At 63.0% G+C, this 21863-nt stretch carries 22 protein-coding genes; 9 read left to right on the forward strand and 13 right to left on the reverse strand.

Translation table 11 applies throughout. From position 1 onward, the window contains the following. The first annotated feature begins 97 nt into the window (after positions 1–97). The 5 genes from E7681_RS03785 (at position 98) to E7681_RS03805 (ending at position 5334) form a co-directional block, all read left to right on the forward strand. Complete coding sequence (locus E7681_RS03785; protein WP_136337950.1) at positions 98–1444, forward strand: substrate-binding protein; 1347 nt, start codon at positions 98–100, stop codon at positions 1442–1444. A gap of 119 nt (positions 1445–1563) precedes the next feature. Further along, the gene (locus E7681_RS03790) at positions 1564–2595 is read left to right on the forward strand and encodes a branched-chain amino acid ABC transporter permease (protein WP_136337951.1); all 1032 of its coding nucleotides are present in this window, start codon (positions 1564–1566) and stop codon (positions 2593–2595) included. A gap of 3 nt (positions 2596–2598) precedes the next feature. After that, on the forward strand, positions 2599–3798 hold the full coding sequence (locus E7681_RS03795) for a branched-chain amino acid ABC transporter permease (RefSeq protein ID WP_136337952.1): 1200 nt from the start codon (positions 2599–2601) through the stop codon (positions 3796–3798). 12 nt (positions 3799–3810) lie between these two features. Then, the gene (locus tag E7681_RS03800) at positions 3811–4566 is read left to right on the forward strand and encodes an ABC transporter ATP-binding protein (protein WP_136337953.1); all 756 of its coding nucleotides are present in this window, start codon (positions 3811–3813) and stop codon (positions 4564–4566) included. A 12-nt stretch (positions 4567–4578) separates the two neighbouring features. After that, positions 4579–5334, forward strand: coding sequence for an ABC transporter ATP-binding protein (locus tag E7681_RS03805; RefSeq protein WP_136337954.1), 756 nt, complete (start codon positions 4579–4581; stop codon positions 5332–5334). A gap of 149 nt (positions 5335–5483) precedes the next feature. Here the strand turns inward: E7681_RS03805 and E7681_RS03810 are convergent, their stop codons facing one another. From E7681_RS03810 to E7681_RS03820, 3 genes are all read right to left on the reverse strand, one after another. Continuing rightward, complete coding sequence (locus tag E7681_RS03810; RefSeq protein WP_211089762.1) at positions 5484–5918, reverse strand: helix-hairpin-helix domain-containing protein; 435 nt, start codon at positions 5916–5918, stop codon at positions 5484–5486. 92 nt (positions 5919–6010) lie between these two features. Further along, positions 6011–6814 (reverse strand): 3-hydroxybutyrate dehydrogenase, encoded by an 804-nt coding sequence (locus E7681_RS03815; RefSeq protein ID WP_136337956.1) that lies wholly within the window; start codon positions 6812–6814, stop codon positions 6011–6013. After that, complete coding sequence (locus E7681_RS03820; protein ID WP_136337957.1) at positions 6811–8331, reverse strand: class I adenylate-forming enzyme family protein; 1521 nt, start codon at positions 8329–8331, stop codon at positions 6811–6813. Before E7681_RS03820 ends, E7681_RS03815 begins: the two co-directional genes overlap by 4 nt. A 142-nt stretch (positions 8332–8473) precedes the next feature. Between E7681_RS03820 and E7681_RS03825 the strand changes: the two genes are divergently transcribed. The 4 genes from E7681_RS03825 (at position 8474) to aat (ending at position 11732) form a co-directional block, all read left to right on the forward strand. After that, positions 8474–9010, forward strand: coding sequence for a LuxR C-terminal-related transcriptional regulator (locus tag E7681_RS03825; RefSeq protein WP_136338446.1), 537 nt, complete (start codon positions 8474–8476; stop codon positions 9008–9010). A gap of 176 nt (positions 9011–9186) precedes the next feature. Beyond that, positions 9187–9672 (forward strand): acetyl-CoA carboxylase biotin carboxyl carrier protein, encoded by a 486-nt coding sequence (gene accB, locus E7681_RS03830; protein ID WP_136337958.1) that lies wholly within the window; start codon positions 9187–9189, stop codon positions 9670–9672. A 10-nt stretch (positions 9673–9682) separates the two neighbouring features. Next, positions 9683–11032, forward strand: a complete 1350-nt coding sequence (gene accC, locus E7681_RS03835) for an acetyl-CoA carboxylase biotin carboxylase subunit (protein ID WP_136337959.1) — start codon at positions 9683–9685, stop codon at positions 11030–11032. 49 nt (positions 11033–11081) lie between these two features. Next, positions 11082–11732, forward strand: a complete 651-nt coding sequence (gene aat / locus E7681_RS03840) for a leucyl/phenylalanyl-tRNA--protein transferase (protein ID WP_211089763.1) — start codon at positions 11082–11084, stop codon at positions 11730–11732. Here aat and E7681_RS03845 read toward each other — a convergent pair. From E7681_RS03845 to soxA, 10 genes are all read right to left on the reverse strand, one after another. Further along, positions 11696–12079: a DUF2155 domain-containing protein gene (locus E7681_RS03845; protein ID WP_136337960.1), complete on the reverse strand. Its 384-nt coding sequence runs from the start codon at positions 12077–12079 to the stop codon at positions 11696–11698. The genes aat and E7681_RS03845 overlap by 37 nt on opposite strands. Next, a complete protein-coding gene (gene mlaD, locus E7681_RS03850) occupies positions 12076–12546 on the reverse strand; it encodes an outer membrane lipid asymmetry maintenance protein MlaD (protein WP_136337961.1) in 471 nt (156 codons plus the stop codon). Before mlaD ends, E7681_RS03845 begins: the two co-directional genes overlap by 4 nt. 10 nt (positions 12547–12556) lie before the next feature. Beyond that, on the reverse strand, positions 12557–12940 hold the full coding sequence (locus tag E7681_RS03855; protein WP_136337962.1) for an NADH:ubiquinone oxidoreductase subunit NDUFA12: 384 nt from the start codon (positions 12938–12940) through the stop codon (positions 12557–12559). Positions 12941–13057: 117 nt separating this feature from the next. After that, the gene (gene clpX, locus E7681_RS03860; protein WP_136337963.1) at positions 13058–14320 is read right to left on the reverse strand and encodes an ATP-dependent Clp protease ATP-binding subunit ClpX; all 1263 of its coding nucleotides are present in this window, start codon (positions 14318–14320) and stop codon (positions 13058–13060) included. A 145-nt stretch (positions 14321–14465) separates the two neighbouring features. Next, positions 14466–15095 carry an ATP-dependent Clp protease proteolytic subunit gene (locus E7681_RS03865; RefSeq protein ID WP_136337964.1) on the reverse strand — a complete coding sequence of 210 codons (630 nt, stop codon included), beginning with the start codon at positions 15093–15095 and terminating at the stop codon, positions 14466–14468. 177 nt (positions 15096–15272) lie between these two features. Continuing rightward, on the reverse strand, positions 15273–16496 hold the full coding sequence (hemA, locus tag E7681_RS03870) for a 5-aminolevulinate synthase (RefSeq protein WP_136337965.1): 1224 nt from the start codon (positions 16494–16496) through the stop codon (positions 15273–15275). Positions 16497–16727: 231 nt separating this feature from the next. Continuing rightward, complete coding sequence (locus tag E7681_RS03875) at positions 16728–17792, reverse strand: c-type cytochrome (RefSeq protein WP_136337966.1); 1065 nt, start codon at positions 17790–17792, stop codon at positions 16728–16730. Next, on the reverse strand, positions 17776–19062 hold the full coding sequence (soxC, locus tag E7681_RS03880) for a sulfite dehydrogenase (RefSeq protein ID WP_136337967.1): 1287 nt from the start codon (positions 19060–19062) through the stop codon (positions 17776–17778). The genes E7681_RS03875 and soxC overlap by 17 nt, the downstream gene beginning before the upstream one ends. Before the next feature lie 83 nt (positions 19063–19145). Then, positions 19146–20843: a thiosulfohydrolase SoxB gene (gene soxB / locus E7681_RS03885; RefSeq protein ID WP_136337968.1), complete on the reverse strand. Its 1698-nt coding sequence runs from the start codon at positions 20841–20843 to the stop codon at positions 19146–19148. 145 nt (positions 20844–20988) lie between these two features. Continuing rightward, on the reverse strand, positions 20989–21840 hold the full coding sequence (gene soxA / locus E7681_RS03890) for a sulfur oxidation c-type cytochrome SoxA (protein WP_136337969.1): 852 nt from the start codon (positions 21838–21840) through the stop codon (positions 20989–20991). Positions 21841–21863 lie beyond the last annotated feature (23 nt).

Genomic DNA, 21863 nt, shown 5'->3' on the forward strand with positions numbered 1-21863 from the left:
TTTTCTTATCCGGCCTGATAATGGTTTTGCACAAACTGTGCTTGCAGTTGCGCGCAAGAGGAGGCCGCAACCGCATTTCACGAAACGGGAGGATTAAATGTCCAATACCAAACTGACTCGCCGTGGCGTGCTGAAGTCAGGTGCCGTTGCCGGCGCCGGCGTCGCACTTCCGACGATCTTCACCGCGTCCTCGGCCGCAGCCTTTACCAACGAGCCGACCGGCCCGTCGGTTACCCTGGGCTTCAACGTGCCGCAGACCGGCCCCTACGCGGATGAAGGTGCAGACGAACTGCGCGCATTCCAGCTGGCGGTCGAGCACCTGAACGGCGGTGGCGACGGCGGTATGCTGGGGACTTTCAGCTCGAAGGCGCTGAAGGGCAACGGCATCCTGGGCAAAGAGGTGAAATTCGTCACCGGCGATACCCAGACCAAGTCGGACGCCGCACGCGCTTCGGCCAAGTCGATGATCGAAAAAGACGGCGCCATCATGATCTCGGGCGGTTCGTCCTCGGGTGTGGCCGTTGCAGTGCAGGGCCTGTGCCAAGAGGCCGGCATCATCTTCATGGCGGGCCTGACCCACTCGAACGACACCACCGGCAAGGACAAGAAGGCAAACGGTTTCCGTCACTTCTTCAACGCCTACATGTCGGGCGCTGCTCTGGCACCCGTGCTGTCGAAGCTGTATGGCAACGACCGCCGCGCCTATCACCTGACCGCAGACTACACCTGGGGCTGGACCCAGCAGGCGTCGATCGCGGCCGCAACCGAGGCCCTGGGCTGGCAGACCGTCAACAACGTGCTGACCCCGCTGGCGCAGACGGACTTCTCGTCCTACATCGCTCCGGTGCTGAACTCGGGCGCAGATGTTCTGGTTCTGAACCACTACGGCGGGAACATGGTCAACTCGCTGACCAACGCCGTGCAGTTCGGCCTGCGTGACAAGCAGGTGAACGGCAAGAACTTCGAGATCGTCGTTCCGCTGTACTCCGAGCTGATGGCCAAGGGCGCCGGTGCCAACATCAAGGGCATCGTCGGTTCGCAGAACTGGGACTGGAAACTGCAGGACGAAGGCACCAAGGCATTCGTTCAGTCGTTCGGCACCAAGTACGGCTTCCCGCCGTCGCAGGCTGCACAGACCTGCTATGCTCAGACCATCCTGTACGCAGATGCTGTCGAGCGCGCCGGTTCGTTCAACCCCTGCGCCGTGGCCGAAGCCCTGGAAGGCTTCGAATTCGACGGCCTGGGCAACGGCAAGACGTTGTACCGCAAAGACGACCACCAGTGCTTCAAAGACGTGCTGGTTGTGCGCGGTGCAATGACCCCGGAAAGCGAATTCCACCTCGTGGAAATCGTCGAGGTCACCCCGACCGAGCAAGTCACCTATGCCCCCGATCACCCGATGTTCGCGGGCGGCGCACTGGGCACCTGCAACCCGGGCGCCTGATCCAAGCCATGACCAACGGGGGCCGCGCCAGCGCGCGGCCCCTTTTCAGACAGCGTGCCCCCGGGCGCGCCCTGTCGGCATGGCCGGCCACCAATTGAACAACACCCAAGGTGGGGACAATGGACGCATTTATCCTTCAAATCCTGAACGGGCTCGACAAGGGCTCGGCCTATGCGCTGATCGCGCTGGGTCTGACACTGATCTTCGGTACGCTGGGCGTGGTGAACTTCGCCCACGGCGCGCTTTTCATGATCGGCGCATTCTGCTCGGTCACTCTGTCGAAACTGCTGAACCTCAGCTACGAGGTGGTTGACCCCACCAAGAAAGACTTCCTGGGGCGGCCGTTGGTCGAAAAGCACACCTACATCGAAAGCTGGTTCGGCCCCGAAACGGGGGCGGCGATCATCGACTGGTCGGTTCCCCTTGCGATCCTGTTCTCGATCCCGATCATGATCGGGATCGGCTTCGTGATGGAGCGCGGCCTGATCAAGCATTTCTACAAGCGTCCTCATGCCGACCAGATCCTGGTGACCTTCGGCCTGGCCATCGTGCTGCAGGAAATCGTCAAGTATTTCTACGGCGCGAACCCGATCCCCACCCCGGCCCCGGCGGCCTTCACCGGATCGTTCGATTTCGGCACCATGCTGGGCTTTGATCCGAACACCGTGATCTACCCGTACTGGCGCCTGGTCTACTTCAGCTTCGCGGCCCTCATCATCGGTGCGGTCTTTGCCTTCCTGCAGTTCACCACCTTCGGGATGGTCGTGCGCGCGGGCATGGCGGATCGTGAAACCGTGGGCCTGCTGGGCATCAATATCGACAAGCGTTTCACCATCATGTTCGGCCTTGCGGCTGCGGTGGCGGGCTTGGCGGGCGTCATGTACGCGCCGATCAACTCGCCGAACTATCACATGGGCATGGATTTCCTGGTGCTGAGTTTCGTGGTTGTGGTTGTCGGCGGCATGGGGTCCCTTCCGGGCGCTGTCGCCGCCGGCTTCCTTCTGGGTATTCTGGAAAGCTTCGCCTCGATGAACGAGATCAAGTCCCTGATCCCCGGGATTGACCAGATCATCATCTACCTTGTCGCAATCATCATTCTGCTGACGCGTCCCCGTGGCCTGATGGGTCGCAAAGGCGTGATGGAGGACTAATCCATGCTGGGTCTCAACAAGAAAGACGCAACCCTTCTGCTGCTGGTCGCCATCCTTGCCCTGTGCGCACCGTTCATCCTGAACCCCTTCCCCGAAGGCAGTGCACTGGCGCAATTCAACGCGGGTTATCCCGACCTGATGCAGCGTTTCGTGATCTTTGGCATCTTCGCCATCGGCTTCAACATCCTGTTCGGTCTGACCGGCTACCTCTCGTTCGGCCACGCGGCCTTTCTGGGGGTGGGGTCCTACTCGGCGGTGTGGATGTTCAAGCTGCTCAGCATGAACGTGATCCCCGCCATCATCCTGTCGATGATCGTCTCGGGCCTGTTCGCGGTGGTGATCGGCTTCGTGTCGCTGCGCCGCTCGGGGATCTACTTCTCGATCCTGACGCTGGCCTTCGCGCAGATGAGCTTCAACCTGGCCTACTCGGTGCTGACGCCCATCACCAACGGTGAAACCGGCCTGCAGCTGACGCTGAACGACCCCCGTATTTTGGGCGAGTCGGCGACGGCGGATGGCTCGATCCCGGTGACCAACCTGTTCGGGCTGGAAATGCGCTCGACCTTCCAGATGGATGTCGGTGCGTGGCTGTTCCAGTTCAACGTCGGCTACTACCTGTGCGCCTTCATCATGCTGCTGGCCTTCTACCTCAGCCTGCGGATCTTCCGCTCGCCCTTCGGGATGATGCTGCGCGCAGTGAAATCGAACCAGCAGCGTATGCGCTACACCGGTCTGAACCCGCGTCCGTACACCCTGGCTGCTTTCGTGATCTCGGGCATGTATGCCGGCCTGGCCGGTGGCCTGATGGCCTCGATGGACCCGCTTGCAGGCGCCGAGCGTATGCAGTGGACCGCTTCGGGCGAGGTTGTTCTGATGACCATCCTCGGCGGTGCCGGCACCCTGATCGGCCCGGTTCTGGGCGCAGGCTTCATCAAGTACTTCGAGAACATCTTCTCGAAGATCAACGACAACGTCCTGCACGGCTGGTTCAGCTTCATGCCGGACGGGCTTGAGGACTTCGTGGTCGGCATCGTTCACCCCTTCATCGGTAAGGGCTGGCACCTGACCCTGGGCATCCTGTTCATGCTGGTCGTGATCTTCCTGCCTGGTGGCCTGGTCGAAGGCGGACAGCGCATTGCCAGAGCCCTGCGCAAGGACAAGTCCGACGACAAGTCCAACGCCAAATCCAACCCTGCGGAATAAGGAGACAACTCAATGGGTATCCTTGAAGTCAAAGGCGTGAACAAACGCTTCGGCGGTCTGCAGGCCCTGGGCAATGTGAACCTCAGCGTGCGCGAAAACACCGTGCACGCGATCATCGGGCCGAACGGCGCGGGCAAATCCACCCTGCTGAACTGCCTGGTGGGCAAGCTGATCCCCGACACCGGGTCCGTCATGTTCGACGGCAACTCGGTGCTGGGGCGCCAGCCGCACGAGATCAACCAGATGGGCATCAGCCGCGTGTTCCAGACGCCCGAGATCTTTGGTGATCTCACCGTCATGGAAAACATGATGATCCCGATCTTCGCCAAGCGGGACGGCGCGTTCCGGATGCATGCCGTCGGCAACATGATGTCCGAAAAGGACATCGTGGAAGCCGCGGAAAAGATGCTGGTCGACATGAACATGGCCGACAAGCGCAACATGCACACCGCCTCGATGTCGCGCGGCGACAAGCGGCGGCTGGAAATCGGCATGTGCCTGGCGCAGGAACCGCGTCTGCTGTTGCTGGACGAACCCACCGCCGGCATGGCGCGGGCCGACACCAACAACACGATCGACCTGCTCAAGCAGATCAAGGCCGAGCGCGACATCACCATCGCGATCATCGAACACGACATGCACGTGGTGTTCAGCCTTGCCGACCGCATCACCGTTCTGGCCCAGGGTACCCCCCTGGTCGAGGACGACCCGCAGAACATCAAGGGCAACCCCAAGGTGCGCGAAGCGTATCTGGGCGAGTCCGCGTAAGGAGAGCCTGACATGAACGTCAAACCCGACTTCTCCAAGGGCCATAACCTGGCCGAAACCGCCCCCGCCTACCTGTCGGTCTGGGACATCCACGCGTATTACGGTGAAAGCTACATCGTGCAGGGCGTCTCCTTTAACGTCCACGAAGGCGAGATCCTGGCGCTGCTGGGCCGCAACGGTGCGGGCAAGACCTCGACCCTGCGCGCGATTGCCCGTCTGGACAACCCCGCGATCCACAAGGGCGAGGTCTGGCTGGACCACCAGCCGCTGCACCTGATGAGCAGCTACAAGGCCGCGCAGTCGGGTATCGGTCTGGTCCCCGAAGACCGCCGCATCATCCCCGGCCTGACGGTCGAGGAAAACCTGAAGCTGGCCCAGATCGCGCCGCCCATCGGCTGGTCGATCGAACGCCTGTACGAACTGTTCCCCCGTCTGGGCGAGCGCCGCAATCAGGAAGGCGTCACCCTGTCGGGCGGCGAACAGCAGATGCTGGCCATCGCCCGCGCGTTGGCGCGGGATATCAAGGTGCTGCTGCTGGACGAACCCTACGAAGGCCTTGCCCCCGTGATCGTGGACGAGATCGAGCGCACCCTGCGCAAGATCAAGGAACAGGGCATCACCACCGTGATCGTGGAACAGAACGCCGTGCGCGCGCTGGAACTGTCCGACCGCGCCGTGATCCTGGATACCGGCAACGTGGTTTATGACGGCTCGGCCGGCGAAGTGCTGTCCAACAAAGAGCTGCGCGAAGAATATCTGGCCATCTGAGCCAGATCGGCCCGCCCTGTACTGCTGCTTGTCGGGGCGGGCCAACAATAATCAAGGGACCCCTCTCTCCTGACGCCGAAGGCGCCAAGCCCTTCGACCGACACCTCGCCCGTCCCTCCTCCTGGGACGGGATTTTTCTTGTCAGGCGGTCACTTCTTCTTGGACTTCTTGGACTTCTTGGCCTTTTTCTTCGACTTGGCCTTGCCGCCCTTTTTCTTTTTCTTGTCCTTCTTGGGCTTGCCGTCCTTCTTGGACTTCTTCTTCGACTTGCCCTTCTTCTTGGATTTCTTGGACTTCTTGGCCTTGGGCGCGTCCTCGGCCACCTCGGCGACCTCTTCAACGGCCTCAGGCACTGGTTCCGGCTCAGGCTGCGCAACAACCTCCGCCACCGGCTCACCCGGCAGGACCGAGACCAGATCCTGCGCCTCGCGGATCAGCATCACGGCCCGCGCCGGGCCGATCCCCGACACCTTGGTCAGGACCGCCGGGTCTGCAGCTGCCAGATCGGCGGCGGTATGCACCCCCAGATCGGCTAATTGCGCCGCAATTGCGGGACCAATGCCCTTAACGTCGGTCGTACTCATCTGTCTCTCCATCACTTGTGGCAGCCCTCGGCAGCCGAAAATTCGCACATACAATGTATATACATTTGCGAGACATTCAAGCCCATGCGGCGCTATTGCGCGGTCCAGCCTCCGTCCACCGGGATCGCGGTTCCGGTCACGTTGTGGGCAATCGGCGCGCATAACCACAGCGCCAGCGCGCCGATCTCGGACGGGTCCGACATCCGCCCCGAGGGCTGTTTCTCGGTCACCAGATCGGCGATGCCCGCGTCCCGATCGCCGCCAAACTGCGCCACACGCGCGTCGATCTGCGGGCCCAGAATCGCGGTCTCGGTCCAGCCAGGGCAGATGCAATTCACCGTCACCCCGCCCTTGGCCCGCTGCCCCTGCGCCGCATATTCCAGCGCAGCGACGCGGCTCAGCCCGACCAGCCCGAATTTCGCGGCCACGTAGGGCGCCTTTTCCTTGCTGGCCACCAGCCCATGCACCGAGGCGATGTTGATGACCCGGCCATAGCCGCGCTCGGCCATCTTCGGCAGCGCCGCCTGCATCGTGTAGAACGCCGCCGACAGGTTGATCTGCAGAATCGCCTCCCACTTCTCGCGCGGCATGTCCTTCAGCGGCGCGGTGTGCTGGATGCCGGCGTTATTCACCAGAATATCCGCCCCGCCCCAAGCCTCGACCGCGTCCATCAGCCCGGCAATCTGATCGGGGTCGCGCAGATCACCCGGAAAATACTCGGCCTGAGGCGACCCCTTCGCGCGCAGCCGTTCGCAGACCTCGTGGATCTGCGCATCGCCCGCAATGCCATGCACCGCGATACGCGCGCCCGCTGCGGCCAGCCCTTCGGCAATCGCCAGCCCGATCCCCTGAACCGAGCCCGTCACCAGCGCCGTTTTCCCTGCCAGATCCATCATTTCGCCATCTCCTTCAGTCGCTCGCGCAGCTCGGTTTTCAGCACCTTGCCGTAGTTGTTCTTGGGCAGCTCGCTCAGCTGGTAATAATCCTTGGGCCGCTTGAACCGCGCGATCCGGTCCAGGCAATGCGCGTCCAGCGCCGCCGGATCGACATCCGCACCGGGCACCGGCACCACGAAGGCGACGACATCCTCGCCCCATTCCGGATCGGGGCGGCCGACCACGCTGACCTCGTGCACGTCGGGGTGGGTCAGCAGCGCCTCTTCGACCTCGCGCGGGTAGATGTTTGTGCCGCCCGAGATGATCAGGTCCTTGGATCGGTCCTGCATCGTCACATAGCCGTCTTCGTCCATGAAACCGACATCACCGGTCAGCAGCCAGCCATCGACGATGGTTTTCGCCGTCGCCTCGGGGTTCTGCCAATAGCCCGGCATCGCCAGATCGCCGCGCACCATGATTTCACCGGGCTGTCCGGCGGGCAGCGGGTTGCCCTCGGCATCGCCGATCCGCACCTCGACCGGGGCCTGCGCCCGCCCGACCGAGGCCAGACGTTCCCGCCACCGCGGGTGCTGACGATCGGCCACTTCCTCGCGGGTCAGCGCGGTCACACCCATCGGCGCCTCGCCCTGCCCGTAGATCTGGATGAAGATCGGGCCGAAATGATCAACCGCATCAATGATGTCAGCCACGTACATCGGCCCCCCGCCATAAACGATCGAGCGCAACCCCTCGCCCAGCTCTCCGGTCGCCTTGGCGACATGGGTCAGGCGTTTCACCATCGTGGGGGCCGCGAACATCTGGATGTTGTGGTGATGGCGGGCCAGCTCGAAAATCTCGGCCTCGTCAAAGCCGCCCGAGACCGGGCAGACATGCCGCGCGCCCATCAGCACGTGGATCATGTTGTAGATACCCGCGCCGTGGCTCATCGGGGCGGCGTACAGCACACTGTCCTCGGCCCGCACCTGATCGACGTTCGACAGGTAGGCCAGCGACATCACCACCAGCATCCGGTGCGTGATCATCACCCCCTTGGGCCGCCCCGTCGTGCCCGAGGTGTAGAACAGCCAGCACAGATCGCCCGGCGCGCGCTGGACGGGGGGCAGCGGGTCCGCCGCCAGAACCTGATCGAACACGGGGCGTTTGACGTCGATCACCGGGCAGCTCACGTCCGCCTCGTACAGCGCCTCGGACAATCCGGGCGAGGAAAACGCCACCTTCGCCCCGGCGTTCTCGATGATCCAGGCAGCCTCGCGGCCGTGCAGCTTGGCGTTGATCGGCACCACGGCCGCCCCGGCATACCAGATGCCGTATTGCGCGATCAGGAACTCTGGCGTGTTCTTCATGAAGATCGCCACCCGGTCCCCCGGCGCGATCCCCTGCTGCGTCAGCCAGCCCGCGACCCGCATCGCCTGTTCGTGGAACCCGCCGTAATCCGCAACCTGTTGCTGCCCCGAAAACAAGGCCGGACGGCCCGGCGCGATCTGTGCCTGCCTTTGCAGCCAAAACCCGATGTTCATCGGCTCCTCCCTCAAATCTCCCACACTCAGGAAATCACGACCACGCCGGCCATGCAATTTCGTAGAAACACGCGGCGCGACTGGTAGAACTACCTATGCTTTGCATCGCCGCGCGAAACTTGGCATATCTTCCCGCATGAGCCTGTCCGACACCGCCTTTGAATACGCACCCATCGGCCTGTGCATGCTGGAAAACCGCATCATTTCCGGCTGCAACCGGGAATTCGCCAAGATATTCGGCGGCCAGATGTCCGATTTCCAGGGCGTGCCCTTCGCGCATTTCTACCCCTCGATGGAGGATTACGAACGCATTGGCGCGCGCGGTCTGGCCCAGATGCGCAAGACCGGCACCTATGCCGACGAACGCGTGATGCGCCGCCGCTCGGGCGAGCTGTTCTGGTGCCGCGTCCGGGGCCAGTCGCTGACCCCCGAGGACCCGTTTCGCAAAGGCATCTGGTCGCTGTCCGACCTGTCCGAGGACCGCCCCATCGTGCAACTGTCCCAGCGCGAACGCGAGGTGGCGATCCTGACCTGCCGCGGCATGACCAGCAAGGAAATCGGGCTTGAGCTGGAGCTGTCCTACCGCACCGTCGAACTCTATCGCGCGCGCCTGCTGGAGAAATTCCAGGCGCGCAAACTGGCCGAACTGGTGGCGAAACTGTCGGGGATGCCGCTGTAGGAAAAGGGTGTTTTTCGCTGCATATGCATTTTCCCCCTCGCAATTCCCGGCCAAAAGGCCCAAATTCCCGGGGCAGAAAGGGCGCTTTCCGCGCCGTAAATCATCGCCTATAAGGCTGCCAGAATGGCATCGGGCTGCATCCGTAGGGCAGCCAACCGTAACCGGTCGAGGATACAATGACTAAGAAAAACCATGACTCCGACGTGGACTTCATTCAGGCACTGGCCGAGCTTCTGCGCGCCAACGACCTGACCGAGCTGGAAGTGATGCGCGAATACGGCGACAACGACAGCCTGAACGTGCGTGTCAGCCGCCAGCAGCAGATCGTGACGCAGGTCGCCGCCGCAGCCCCCATGGCCGCAGCCGCCGCACCGGCAGCCCCCGCCGCAGCCGCCGCTGCCGCACCCGTGGCCGATCCGGCCAGCCACCCGGGCGCCGTGACCTCTCCGATGGTCGGCACCGTCTACCTGCAGGCCGAACCCGGCGCGCCCTCCTTCGTGTCGGTCGGTGCCCAGGTCAAAGAGGGTGACACCCTGCTGATCATCGAGGCCATGAAGACGATGAACCACATCCCGGCGCCCAAATCCGGCACCGTGAAGCGCATCCTGGTCGAGGACAGCTCGGCCGTGGAATTCGGCGCGCCGCTGATGATCATCGAATAAGGGCCCGGCCATGTTCGATAAAATCCTGATTGCCAACCGCGGGGAAATCGCGCTGCGCGTGATCCGCGCCTGCCGCGAGATGGGCATTCAGTCCGTCGCGGTCCACTCCACCGCTGACGCCGACGCGATGCATGTCCGCATGGCAGACGAGGCCGTCTGCATCGGCCCGCCCTCTTCGGTGCAAAGCTACCTGTCAATCCCGGCGATCATCTCGGCCTGTGAAATCACCGGCGCGCAGGCGATCCACCCGGGCTATGGCTTCCTGTCGGAAAACGCCAACTTCGTGCAGATCGTCGAAGATCACGGCATCACCTTCATCGGCCCCACCGCGGCGCATATCCGCATCATGGGCGACAAGATCACCGCCAAGGAAACCGCCAAAGAGCTGGGGATCCCCGTGGTGCCCGGTTCCGCCGGTGGTGTGCCCACCGTTGAAGACGCCAAGAAGATCGGGGCCGAGTTCGGCTATCCGGTGATCATCAAGGCCACCGCCGGTGGCGGCGGTCGCGGCATGAAGGTCGCCCGCAACGAGGCCGAGATGGAAACCGCCTTCCGCACCGCCCGGTCGGAAGCCAAGGCCGCCTTCGGCAATGACGAAGTCTATATCGAGAAATACCTGACCACGCCCCGCCACATCGAGATTCAGGTCTTCGGCGACGGCAACGGCAAAGGTGTGCATCTGGGCGAACGCGACTGCTCGCTCCAGCGCCGTCACCAAAAGGTGTTCGAAGAGGCCCCCGGCCCCTGCATCACCCCCGAAGAGCGCGCCCGCATCGGCAAGATCTGCGCCGACGCCATCGGCAAGATGGGCTATCGCGGCGCCGGCACGATCGAGTTCCTCTATGAAAAGGGCGAATTCTACTTCATCGAGATGAACACCCGCCTGCAGGTGGAACACCCGGTGACCGAGTCGATCTTCGGCGTCGATCTGGTGCGCGAACAAATCCGCGTGGCCGAGGGCCTGCCGATGTCGTTCGGCCAAGAGGATCTGGTCATCAACGGCCACTCGATCGAGGTGCGCATCAACGCCGAGAAACTGCCGAACTTCTCGCCCTGTCCGGGCAAGATCACCGCGTTCCACGCCCCCGGCGGGCTGGGTGTGCGGATGGATTCGGCGCTGTATGACGGCTACTCGATCCCGCCCTATTACGACAGCCTGATCGGCAAGCTCATCGTGCACGGCCGCGACCGTCCCGAGGCGCTGGCCCGTCTGAATCGCGCCCTGGGCGAGCTGATCGTGGACGGCATCGACACCACGCTGCCGCTGTTCCACGCCCTGCTGCAAGAGGACGACATCCACAGCGGCAACTACAACATCCACTGGCTGGAAAAGTGGCTCGAAGCCAACATGGCCAAGTGACATCCCGGCCGGGCCCGCAAGGACCCGGCCTTTTTCTACAGGGCAGCACATGGCCAGGGACGACCTGATTCTGACACCCGAACTGCTGCTGAACGCCTATGCCTCGGGCGTCTTTCCCATGGCCGAAACCCGCGACGCGCCCGAGATCTTCTGGGTCGATCCGCGCCGCCGTGGCGTGTTCCCGCTGGACCGCTTCCACATCTCGCGCAGCCTGGCCCGCCGGTTGCGCCGCCCCGATTACCAGATCCGCATCAACAGCGATTTCGCGGGCGTTGTGAACGGCTGCGCCGACCGCCCCGAGACCTGGATCAACGACGAAATCTTCGGCCTTTACATGCAGTTGCACGCTCTCGGCTTTGCCCATTCGCTCGAAGTGTGGATGGATGATGCCCTTGTCGGCGGCGTCTACGGCGTCACTCTGGGCCGCGCGTTCTTTGGCGAAAGCATGTTCTCGCGCCGTCCGAATGCGTCAAAAATCGCGCTGGCCTGGCTGGTGGATCGGCTGAACGTGGCTGGGTTCACGCTGTTCGACACGCAGTTCATTACCCCGCATCTGGCCAGCCTTGGCGCCATTGAAATCCCGCGCGCACGCTACCGCGCGCTACTGGATCAGGCGCTCGAGGGCGACGCGGATTTTACCGGACCGCCCCTGCCCCGCTCCGCTCAGGAAGTCTTGCAGCGCAGCACCCACACGTCATAGCGCGAATGATCCAGCGCGTTCAGCGCCGGGGACGAGGCCAGCATCCAGCCCTGGAACACCGGCTCTGCGGCGCCGTCCTCTCGGATCGTCAGATAGGCATAGGCGTCGCCCGCCGGGTTCCCCTCGGGGTAGCGGCATTCGCCCAAATCGATCACCAGACGCTGGAACCGCACGCTGGTGCCGTTCAGAATCTCGATGTCCTGGAATTGCGCGTTCACCTTGTCCAGCCCGCGCAGAACCGCGCCGGCGCCGGTGGCCGCCATTTCCTTGGCCTGATCGGGGATGGAATCATCCTGCGCCACGGCCGCACCGGCCAGCAGCATCAGCGCGGCCAGCCAGCGGATCATTCCGTCGTCCCCTTTTCAGAGCCAGAGCCCGACCCGCTGACGAATTTCAACAGCAGGCTGACCAGCGACACCGCGCCTTGGGTGTCCTCGATCTCGGAACCGGGTTCAAAGTTGAACGGCGACCCGCCGGGCACGATCTCCACGAAGTTGCCGCCCAGCAGCCCCTCGGATGCGACCACGACCGCGCTGTCATCGGGAATCTCGATCCCTTCGGCAACGCTGATCACGGTGTCGGCGCGAAACGTCTTGGGGTTCAGCTTCAGGTCGGTGACGGTGCCGATCTTGACCCCGGCCAGCCGCACATCGGTGCCCACCGTGACCCCCTCGGCCGAGCGGAACGAGGCGCTCAGCGGGTAGCCCGTCGTGGATTTGGAAAAGCCGGTGATCTGGCCCGCATAGGCCACGAATCCGATGGCGACGGCCAGAACCGCGCCACCGACGAAGACTTCGGTTTTGTTTTCAGACATGTCGGGCCCCTTATTCGGGCTGCCAGGCCTCGTAATCGGCGCGCTCATCCGGGCGGGTGCGACGGATCGAACCAGCCGGGGCAAATGCCAGCGCCGAGCCGGTCAGGTTTTCCTGATGCGGCTTTTCCCAAGTTTTGTGCGCCAGCGGCTTGTTGCCCGGTGCGTTGTCAAAGGTGTGGTGCAGCCAGCCGTGCCAGTCGGGGCTGATGCGCGAGGCCTCGACCTCACCGTTGAACATGACCCAGCGGCGCTTGCCGTCCTTGCTGCGATAGAAGACATTGCCCTGCTCGTCTTCGCCGACCTTGACGCCCTTGCGCGCGGTGTACAGCTGGGTGTTCAGGGTTGCGCCGTTCCACCAGGTGACCGCGCGAAGAACAGTGTTCAGAATGCCCATGGGTCTCTCCAAAATGTCTTGCCCTCGTATGGACCAATTCCCGGCAAAGGTCCAGTCCCGGAGGGCCATGAAAAAGGCGGGCAAGGCCCGCCTTTCGGATTTTCGCCGATGCCCGCGTCAGCCTGCGCTGGCGCCTTCCTTCTTGGCCTCGGAATAGATCATCAGCGGTTTCGCCGCCGAGGTCGCCGCTTCTTCGTTCACGACCACTTCGTCAACATCCGCCATGCCCGGCAGTTCGAACATCGTGTCCAGCAGGATGTCCTCCAGGATCGACCGCAGGCCGCGTGCGCCGGTCTTGCGCTGGATGGCGCGTTTGGCGATGGCGCTCAGCGCGTCGTCGGTAAAGGACAGCTGCACGTCTTCCAGCTCGAACAGGCGCTGGTACTGCTTGACCAGGGCGTTCTTCGGCTCGGTCAGGATGGTGACCAGCGCGGCCTCGTCCAGATCCTCCAGCGTGGCGATCACGGGCAGACGGCCCACGAATTCCGGGATCAGGCCGAATTTCAGCAGGTCCTCGGGCTCCAGCTCGCGGAAGGTTTCGCCGATGCCTTTTTCGCTTTCGTCACGCACGTCCGCGCCAAAGCCCATCGCGCTGCCCTTGCCGCGCTGCTTGATGATCCGGTCCAGCCCCGCAAAGGCGCCACCGCAGATGAACAGGATGTTGGTCGTGTCCACCTGCAGGAATTCCTGCTGCGGATGCTTGCGCCCGCCCTGCGGCGGCACCGAGGCAACGGTGCCTTCCATCAGCTTCAGCAGGGCCTGCTGTACGCCCTCGCCCGACACGTCGCGGGTGATCGAGGGGTTTTCCGACTTGCGGGTGATCTTGTCGACCTCGTCGATATAGACGATGCCGCGCTGCGCGCGCTCGACGTTGTATTCCGACGATTGCAGCAGCTTCAGGATGATGTTTTCCACGTCTTCGCCCACATAACCGGCTTCGGTCAGCGTGGTCGCGTCCGCCATGGTGAATGGCACATCCAGAATCCGCGCCAGCGTTTGCGCCAGCAGCGTCTTGCCGCAGCCGGTCGGGCCGATCAGCAGGATGTTCGACTTCGACAGCTCGATATCGTTGGTTTTCTGGCTGTGGTTCAGGCGCTTGTAGTGGTTGTGCACGGCCACCGACAGCACGCGTTTCGCCCGCTGCTGACCGATCACGTAGTCGTCCAGCACCTTGCAGATATCGCGCGGGGTCGGCACGCCCTCGCTGGATTTCAGCCCCGAGGACTTGGTCTCTTCGCGGATGATGTCCATGCACAGCTCGACGCATTCGTCGCAGATGAACACGGTCGGGCCGGCGATCAGCTTGCGCACCTCGTGCTGGCTTTTGCCGCAGAAGCTGCAATAGAGCGTGTTTTTGCTATCGCCCGAGTTATTCGCCATGTCGTCCCTTTCAGGCCTCGTCTTGCTTGTCGGTTCCGGCTTGCGACTGCCGCGCGCCACCCTTGGACAGGCAGCTTAGGGCAGCAGTTGCGCGCCTACAATGTCAAAAACGCCCCCGCCCGATCACAAGCCGGGGCGCCGTCCGTTACGCCTTTTCTTCGGCCTTTGCGCGGCTCGAAACGATCTCGTCGATCAGGCCCCAGTCCTTGGCTTCTTCCGGCGACATGAAGTTGTCACGCTCCAGCGCGCGCTCCACCTCTTCCAGGGTGCGGCCGGTGTGCTTGACGTAAATCTCGTTCAGGCGGGTTTTCAGCTTCTGGGTTTCCTGGGCGTGGATCATGATGTCCGTCGCCTGGCCCTGATAGCCGCCGCTGGGCTGGTGCACCATCACGCGGCTGTTGGGCAGGCTGAAACGCATCCCCGCCTCACCGGCCGTCAGCAGCAGCGACCCCATCGACGCCGCCTGACCGATCACCAGCGTGCTGACCTTGGGCTTGATGTACTGCATCGTGTCATAGATCGACAGGCCGCTGGTCACCACGCCACCAGGGCTGTTGATATACATGCTGATTTCCTTCGACGGATTCTCCGCCTCCAGGTGCAGCAGCTGGGCCACGATCAGGCTGGACATGCCGTCATGCACCGGGCCCGACAGAAAAATGATCCGCTCTTTCAGCAGACGCGAAAAGATATCGTAGGCGCGTTCGCCACGGCTGGTCTGCTCCACCACCATCGGGACCAGAGTGTTCATGTAAACGTCAATAGGGTCTTTCATATCCGCTCGCCTGTTGTTGGTTCCGCACCTATACGCACCTCGTGCCAACAGAGTCTTAGTGTTGCGGTGGGGGGGCTGCAAGGGCCGATGCGGATTTTGCCCCCTGCCCGGCGCCAGACATGAAAAACCCGCGGATGCACCGGGCAACCGCGGGTTCAAATGTCCATACGTCGGCGTTTACTGCGCGGCGATCGGCTGGCGGGCCAGCTTGCACTCGCCCCACAGCGATTTCAGCGCGCCGACCAGGCGGTCCATATCCTCGGCCGTGTGCACCGGCGAGGGCGTGATCCGCAGCCGCTCCGTCCCCTTGGGAACGGTCGGGTAGTTGATCGGCTGGATGTAGATGCCGTGATCGGCCATCAGCCGGTCCGAGATATACTTGCACTTCACCGGGTCGCCCACCATCACCGGGATGATGTGGCTGGGGTTCGGGATATGGCCGATGCCGATCTCGTCCAGACGCGCGCGCAGCTGTGCCACGCGGTCCTGCTGGCCCTGACGCTCCGCATCCGACTGCTTCAGATGCCGGATCGAGGCCACAGCCCCAGCCGCCACATGCGGCGGCAGCGCGGTGGTAAAGATGAACCCGCTGGCGAAAGAGCGCACGAAATCAATCAGTTCAGCCGAGCCGGTGATATAGCCGCCGACCACGCCGAATGCCTTGCCCAGCGTGCCTTCGATGATGTCGATGCGCTGCATCAGACCCTCACGCTCGGCGACACCGCCGCCGCGCGGGCCGTACATGCCAACGGCGTGCACTTCGTCGATATAGGTCATCGCGTTGTACTTGTCGGCCAGATCGCAGATCTCCTCGATCGGGGCGATATCGCCGTCCATCGAGTAGACCGATTCAAACGCGATCAGCTTGGGCGTGTCCTGCGGCAGCTCGGCCAGCTTGGCCTCAAGGTCGGCCAGATCGTTGTGCTTCCACACCATGCAGCGGGCGCGCGAATGGCGGATGCCCTCGATCATCGAGGCATGGTTCAGCGCGTCCGACAGGATCACCAGACCTGGGATTTTCGCGCCCAGCGTGCCCAGCGTCGCCCAGTTCGAGACATAGCCGCTGGTGAACAGTAGCGCGGCCTCTTTACCGTGCAGATCGGCCAGCTCGGCCTCCAGCTCGACATGGTCATGGGTGGTGCCGCTGATGTTGCGGGTGCCGCCTGCGCCTGCGCCGCTGCGGTCCAGCGCGCTGTGCATCGCGGCCAGAACGTCAGGATGCTGCCCCATGCCCAGATAGTCGTTCGAGCACCAGATCGTCACATCGCGTTCCGCACCGTCCTTGCGGAAGGTGGCCTTGGGGAACTCGCCCAGATGCCGTTCCAGATCCGCGAAGACGCGATAGTTGCCTTCGTCGCGCAGCCGGGCCAGCGACTCCTTGAAAAATCCCTGATAGTCCATGCCGTCGGGGTTTCCTTTTTCTGTTCCTTGCATCCGGGCCAGCCGGGTGCCGCGTTTTCCAGTCCGCCGAACATAGCAGCCCGGCCTACCCGAGACTACCATTGATGTTGCGGCATATTCCCCTCCTTTAGGAGCATACCGCCCGGAAAACAATCTGCCGCCCTGGGGTCAGTCAGGGGGCGCTCCTCCCTATAGTAAAAGGGGCCGGTTTCCCGGCCCCTCGCCCCTCGCTTATTGCGAGTGGGATTTCAGATAGGCGATGACCGCCGCGATGTCTTCGTCCGACTTCAGGCCGGCAAAGGACATCTTGGTCTTCGAGACAAAGTCCTTCGGCTTGGTCAGGAAGGCATGCATGGTCTCGTCGTTCCAGACGGTGCCCGCTTCGCCCATTTCCTTCATGGTCTTCGAGTACTTGAAGCCATCCTCGGCACCCAGCACGCGGCCCATCACGTGGTTCAGCTGCGGGCCGGTCTTGTTCTTGGCGCCATCACCCACCTGGTGGCAGGACTTGCACTTCTTGAAGACCTTCTCGCCGGCTTCCACCAGCGCCGGGTCCAGCGCGGCCTCTTGCTTGGCTTCTTCCTTGGCGGGCTCTGCGGCGGCTTCTTCCTTGGCCGGTTCGGCTGCGGGCTCTGCCGCGGCTTCTTCGGCCATGTCTTCGCCACCGTGATCCGGCGTCACGTCCAGAACGGCCGCGCGCATGGTGATCTTGACCTCGTGTTCCTTGCAGTTCTCCATGCAAGGTTCAGTCCAGAAATGCTTCTCGGACTCTTCGCGGTCATCCACGATGAAGCCTTCGGCATTGGGCATCTGCACCTCAAGGAAGTTCTCGTTCGACAGAACGAAGTCATCCTCGACCAGATCGTTCGAGTACAGGATATACGCCACGATCGCATAGACGTCGTCGTCGCTCATGGTCTGGGCGGCGCCAAACGGCATCGAGCGGCGCACGTAGTCATAGGTCGTCGACAGGTAGGGCCAGTACGATCCCACCGTCTTCAGCGGGTCCTTGCGGTCCAGCGTGTCCATGCCACCGGCCAGCTTGGGCCAGTTGTCCACGCCCTCGGCGAATTCACCGTGGCAGATCGCGCAGTTTTCCGAGAACACCATCTCGCCATCCTCGACCGAGCCCGAGCCAACCGGCAGACCGGTGCCATCGGGCGAAATGTCGTGGTCCCAGGCGGCGACCTCTTCGGGCAGGGCGGCGCGGCCCAGGCCGAACTGGCCTGCGGCGGCGGGCATCGCGGCAAAGGCAGCGATCGCGGTCCCGATCAGGAGATTACGATACTTCGACATTCTCTGCCTCCCCGTTTGCTTTGACCCACCAGGTCTGGATGCAGTTGTTGTGGTAGATCGAGTTCTCGCCACGCACTTCGCGCAGCATGTGTTTGGTCGGCTGGACATAGCCGGTCTCGTCCATGGCGCGCGATTGCAGCAGCATCTCTTCGCCAGTCCAGGTGGTGTCCAGATAGAACCGGGTCAGCGCCATCGGCTGGCCGGGGTTGGCCAGACGCGCGGTTTCCCAGGTCTTGCCGCCGTCCTTCGAGACGTCCACGCGGGTGATCGCACCGCGACCCGACCATGCCAGGCCGGTGATGACCAGCGGGCCGTGGCCGTGCTTGATCGGCGATTGCGGGCTGGGGCTGGTGACGACCGATTTGGCGTCCATGACCCAGGTCCACTTGCGCGAGGTGCCGTTTTCCAGCGTGTCGGTGTATTTCGAGGTCTCCTCGCGGCTTTCCACCGCTTGATCGGTCACCTCGATGCGCCGCAGCCACTTGACCCACATGTTGCCTTCCCAGCCGGGAACGACCAGACGCACCGGATAGCCGTGCTCTTTGCGCAGGGCTTCGCCGTTGGCCTTGAACGCGATCATCACGTCGTCCAGCGCCTTTTCCATCGGGATCGAGCGGCCGTTCGAGGACGCATCCGCGCCTTCGACATAGATCCACTTGTCTTTCAGATCGCCCGCTTTGCCCAGGCCTGCCTCTTCCAGCAGGGTGCGCAGCGACACGCCGGTATATTCCATGTTGTGGATCATGCCGTGGGTGAACTGCGCGCCGTTCAGCTGCGCGCCCGCCCATTCCATGCCGGTGTTGGCCGCGCATTCCAGGAAGAACGTCTTGTTCACGCGCGGGAAGCGCTCCAGATCTTCGTAGGTAAAGATCAGCTCCTGATCGACCAGACCGTTGATCATCAGGCGGTAGTCTTCCTTCTTCAGCTCGATCGCGCCCGAGTGGTGGCGTTCGAACGCGCAGCCCTGCGGGGTGATGGTGCCATCCAGCGCATGGATCGGCGAGAAGTTGATCGAGCTGATCGTGTCAGCCGTCAGCCATTCCACGTTGCGACGGATCACATCGCCTTCGTACTGGATCGGCAGGCCGTACGGGGTGGCGTCCACGCCGTCGCCGGTGCCCATGGCCCAGCTTTGTTTTTCGGTGATCAGGGGATCGGGGGTTGCGGCGCTGGCGGCCCCTGCCCCGGCAATCGCACCGGCCGTCGACGCCAGGGTCCCTTTCAGGAACGCGCGCCGCGACGGGGCCTTGCCTTTGAAGCGGACTGTCATCTGTCTTTGCCTCCTCGTTACATTATCAAATTCATTTACGTGAATTTGTGCGGTGGAAAAAGTGCGCGATTGTCGCGGGGGCTTTACGCCCCCACCACTTTCACGTTGTCGTGCGGGGTGACGGTGACGGTGCCCATCTTCTTGATGTGCGCCTCGACCACGTCCCAGATCTGCGGGCCTTCGGTGCCCTCGTTGACGCTGGCCCAGCCGGCAACCTGATAGGTCTTGGCCGGGTCGATCGCCTCGCCGGTTTTCAGCAGGGTCATCTCGCTGATGCGCTGGCCCTGCGGCTTCGAAACGTCGATCTTGTAGCCCATGCCGCCGATGCGAACCATGTCCCCGCCCTGCTGGTAGTAGGGGTCGGTGTTGAACAGGTTATCGGCCACGTCTTCCATGATGACTCCGATGAATTCGCCCGTCATTTCAGTCCGATAGGCGGCACCATAGGTCATCGAGGTGACGTTCCAGATGTCTTCGCGGGTGATGTCCTGGCCCGGCAGGATCGACGGACCCCAGCGCACGCCCGGCGACATCGCGATGTCGGCCTCGCGCTCGCTCAGCAGGGCGTCGCAGATCAGGTCGTCCCAGGTGCCGTTGAAGTTGCCGCGGCGGTACAGCAGGCTGTCGGTCTTGCCGATCACCTCGGTCATCTGCTCCAGGTACGGGGCGCGCTGTTCGTCGATGATCGCCGCGACCTCTTTGTCGCCCTCGATCACGTCCGAGAAGATCGGGATCAGCTTGTGGCGGAAGCCCATCATGCGGCCGTCGCGGATGTCCAGATCGACGCGGCTGACGAATTTCCCGTTCGAGCCCGACGCGATGATGATCGTGTCGCCCGCCAGCACCGGTTCCGGCACGGCGTCATGGGTGTGGCCCGACAGGATCACGTCGATGCCGGTCACGCGGGTGGCCATCTTCTTGTCCACGTCGAAACCGTTGTGCGACAGCAGCACGACCAGCTCGGCGCCCTCGGCACGGACCTCGTCGACGACTTCCTGCATCCGCTCGTCACGGATACCGAACGAGTATTCCGGGAACATCCAGCGCGGGTTCGCGATGGGCATGTAGGGGAAGGCCTGGCCGATCACGGCGATCTTCACGCCGCCGCGCTCGAACATGCGGTAGGATTCGAACTTGTCCGACGGCTCGTCCCATTCGGCGTCGAAAATGTTCGCGCCCAGGGCCGCGTACGGCAGGCTGCCGACCAGCTCCTCGACCCGGGCCGAGCCCAGCGTGAATTCCCAGTGGAAGGTCATCGCGTCGGGTTTCAGCGCGTTCATCACGTTGACCATGTCCTGGCCGGCGGTGTGATAGCAGGTGTAGGACCCGTGCCACGTATCGCCGCCATCCAGCAGCAGCGCGTCGGGGCGGTCGCCGCGGATCGCGTTGATCACGGTCGCCACGCGGTCCAGGCCGCCCACCTTGCCATAGGCCTGCGCCAGCGAGGTGAAGTCGTTATAGGTCAGCGCGTAGGCGCTCGGCGAGCCGTCCTCGATGCCGTACATCTTGCGGTAATCCGCGCCGGTGACGTGGGGCACCTGCCCGTATGCGTCGCCCACGCCCAGGTTGATCTCGGGTTCGCGGAAATAGATCGGCTTCAGCTGGGCATGAATATCGGTGACGTGGATCAGCGTGACGTTGCCGAACGTGTCGAACTTCAGCAGCTCATCCTGGGTCAGTTTCTGCTGCGCCGCGAGGCGGGCCCAATTGCCGAAACCGGATGCGCCCAGCATCGCGGATGCGGCCATACTTACCTGTAGAAAATCGCGGCGAGAGATCATGGCTCTGTTAACTCCGAGCAGTTTGAGTGGTCCAAGTCCCCTGACCACACTCGGTCAGAGGTCAGGCCATATTGGCCTTGAATTTCAATGTGTTGCAATCTTTTTGGGGTCACGAGGGCGGCGTTGGCCGCCCTCGAAACTAGGCTTAGTTGCGGATCGAGGGGCCCTCGACCGACAGGCCGTTGCCGCGGCTGGCGACGTACAGTTCCAGCGCGATGAACTCCGGCGAACCTTCTTTGTAGGTCTCGGCGCGGGTGTCGCGGACGCAACCCTTGAAGCGGTTATGCACACCGTTCAGCTTTGCGTTCTTCAGGCGATACGCCGGGAAGCCGTTGATCTGACCCTGCGACAGGTGGTCGGCGCGGATCATGTTGCCATAGTTCTGCTCGTGGCAGCTGGCGCAGGACAGATCCAGCTGACCGGTGCGGGTGTAGTACAGCTCTTTGCCCTGCTCCCAGGTCGCCTGTGCCGGCCCGTCGATTGCAACGTTGACGGGCATGCCGCGCGACTGCAGCGAGATCAGGCCAACCATGTTGGTCATCTCGTCGCCAGCATATTTCAGCTCTTCTGCACCCATGCGGGTGGTGCGGCAGTCGTTGATCTGCATTTCCAGAGTGCGAACTTCGCCAGCGGCCTCGTTCCACTTGGGATAGACAGCGCGAACGCCCTTCATGCTTTCTGCTTCGCCGTGGCACGAGGCGCAGGATTTGCCCTCGGACCCGTCGACCGCGTTCCACATTTCGGCCGCCGCTTCAACGCCCAGCATGCCGGCGTTGTCAAAGTCGTCCATCTGCATTTTCTGGGTGTCGTCGTCCCGGAAATGCCAGCCCGAGATCACTTCGCTCAGCGCACCATCCAGGTGCGCCGGCGCGGCGGTCTTGGTGACCATTTCCAGTTCGCCGTTGATGACCAGCTTGTCATCGTCCGCATCGGCCAGCGACAGTGTCGGCAGGGCCAGCGCCAGTGCGGCGATTGCAGTCATTTGCTTGAATTTCATCTAGCTTCCTCCCTGAAGCGGCC

The organism is Thalassobius vesicularis, assembly GCF_004799325.1.
GTDB classification, from domain to species: Bacteria; Pseudomonadota; Alphaproteobacteria; order Rhodobacterales; family Rhodobacteraceae; genus Thalassobius; species Thalassobius vesicularis.

Coding starts and splice junctions, on each gene's coding strand:
- E7681_RS03785 (WP_136337950.1), top strand. CDS start 98: ATGTCCAATACCAAACTGACTCGCCGTGGCGTGCTGAAGTCAGGTGCC.
- E7681_RS03790 (WP_136337951.1), top strand. CDS start 1,564: ATGGACGCATTTATCCTTCAAATCCTGAACGGGCTCGACAAGGGCTCG.
- E7681_RS03795 (WP_136337952.1), top strand. CDS start 2,599: ATGCTGGGTCTCAACAAGAAAGACGCAACCCTTCTGCTGCTGGTCGCC.
- E7681_RS03800 (WP_136337953.1), top strand. CDS start 3,811: ATGGGTATCCTTGAAGTCAAAGGCGTGAACAAACGCTTCGGCGGTCTG.
- E7681_RS03805 (WP_136337954.1), top strand. CDS start 4,579: ATGAACGTCAAACCCGACTTCTCCAAGGGCCATAACCTGGCCGAAACC.
- E7681_RS03810 (WP_211089762.1), bottom strand. CDS start 5,918: ATGAGTACGACCGACGTTAAGGGCATTGGTCCCGCAATTGCGGCGCAA.
- E7681_RS03815 (WP_136337956.1), bottom strand. CDS start 6,814: ATGATGGATCTGGCAGGGAAAACGGCGCTGGTGACGGGCTCGGTTCAG.
- E7681_RS03820 (WP_136337957.1), bottom strand. CDS start 8,331: ATGAACATCGGGTTTTGGCTGCAAAGGCAGGCACAGATCGCGCCGGGC.
- accB (WP_136337958.1), top strand. CDS start 9,187: ATGACTAAGAAAAACCATGACTCCGACGTGGACTTCATTCAGGCACTG.
- accC (WP_136337959.1), top strand. CDS start 9,683: ATGTTCGATAAAATCCTGATTGCCAACCGCGGGGAAATCGCGCTGCGC.
- aat (WP_211089763.1), top strand. CDS start 11,082: ATGGCCAGGGACGACCTGATTCTGACACCCGAACTGCTGCTGAACGCC.
- E7681_RS03845 (WP_136337960.1), bottom strand. CDS start 12,079: ATGATCCGCTGGCTGGCCGCGCTGATGCTGCTGGCCGGTGCGGCCGTG.
- mlaD (WP_136337961.1), bottom strand. CDS start 12,546: ATGTCTGAAAACAAAACCGAAGTCTTCGTCGGTGGCGCGGTTCTGGCC.
- E7681_RS03855 (WP_136337962.1), bottom strand. CDS start 12,940: ATGGGCATTCTGAACACTGTTCTTCGCGCGGTCACCTGGTGGAACGGC.
- clpX (WP_136337963.1), bottom strand. CDS start 14,320: ATGGCGAATAACTCGGGCGATAGCAAAAACACGCTCTATTGCAGCTTC.
- E7681_RS03865 (WP_136337964.1), bottom strand. CDS start 15,095: ATGAAAGACCCTATTGACGTTTACATGAACACTCTGGTCCCGATGGTG.
- hemA (WP_136337965.1), bottom strand. CDS start 16,496: ATGGACTATCAGGGATTTTTCAAGGAGTCGCTGGCCCGGCTGCGCGAC.
- E7681_RS03875 (WP_136337966.1), bottom strand. CDS start 17,792: ATGTCGAAGTATCGTAATCTCCTGATCGGGACCGCGATCGCTGCCTTT.
- soxC (WP_136337967.1), bottom strand. CDS start 19,062: ATGACAGTCCGCTTCAAAGGCAAGGCCCCGTCGCGGCGCGCGTTCCTG.
- soxB (WP_136337968.1), bottom strand. CDS start 20,843: ATGATCTCTCGCCGCGATTTTCTACAGGTAAGTATGGCCGCATCCGCG.
- soxA (WP_136337969.1), bottom strand. CDS start 21,840: ATGAAATTCAAGCAAATGACTGCAATCGCCGCACTGGCGCTGGCCCTG.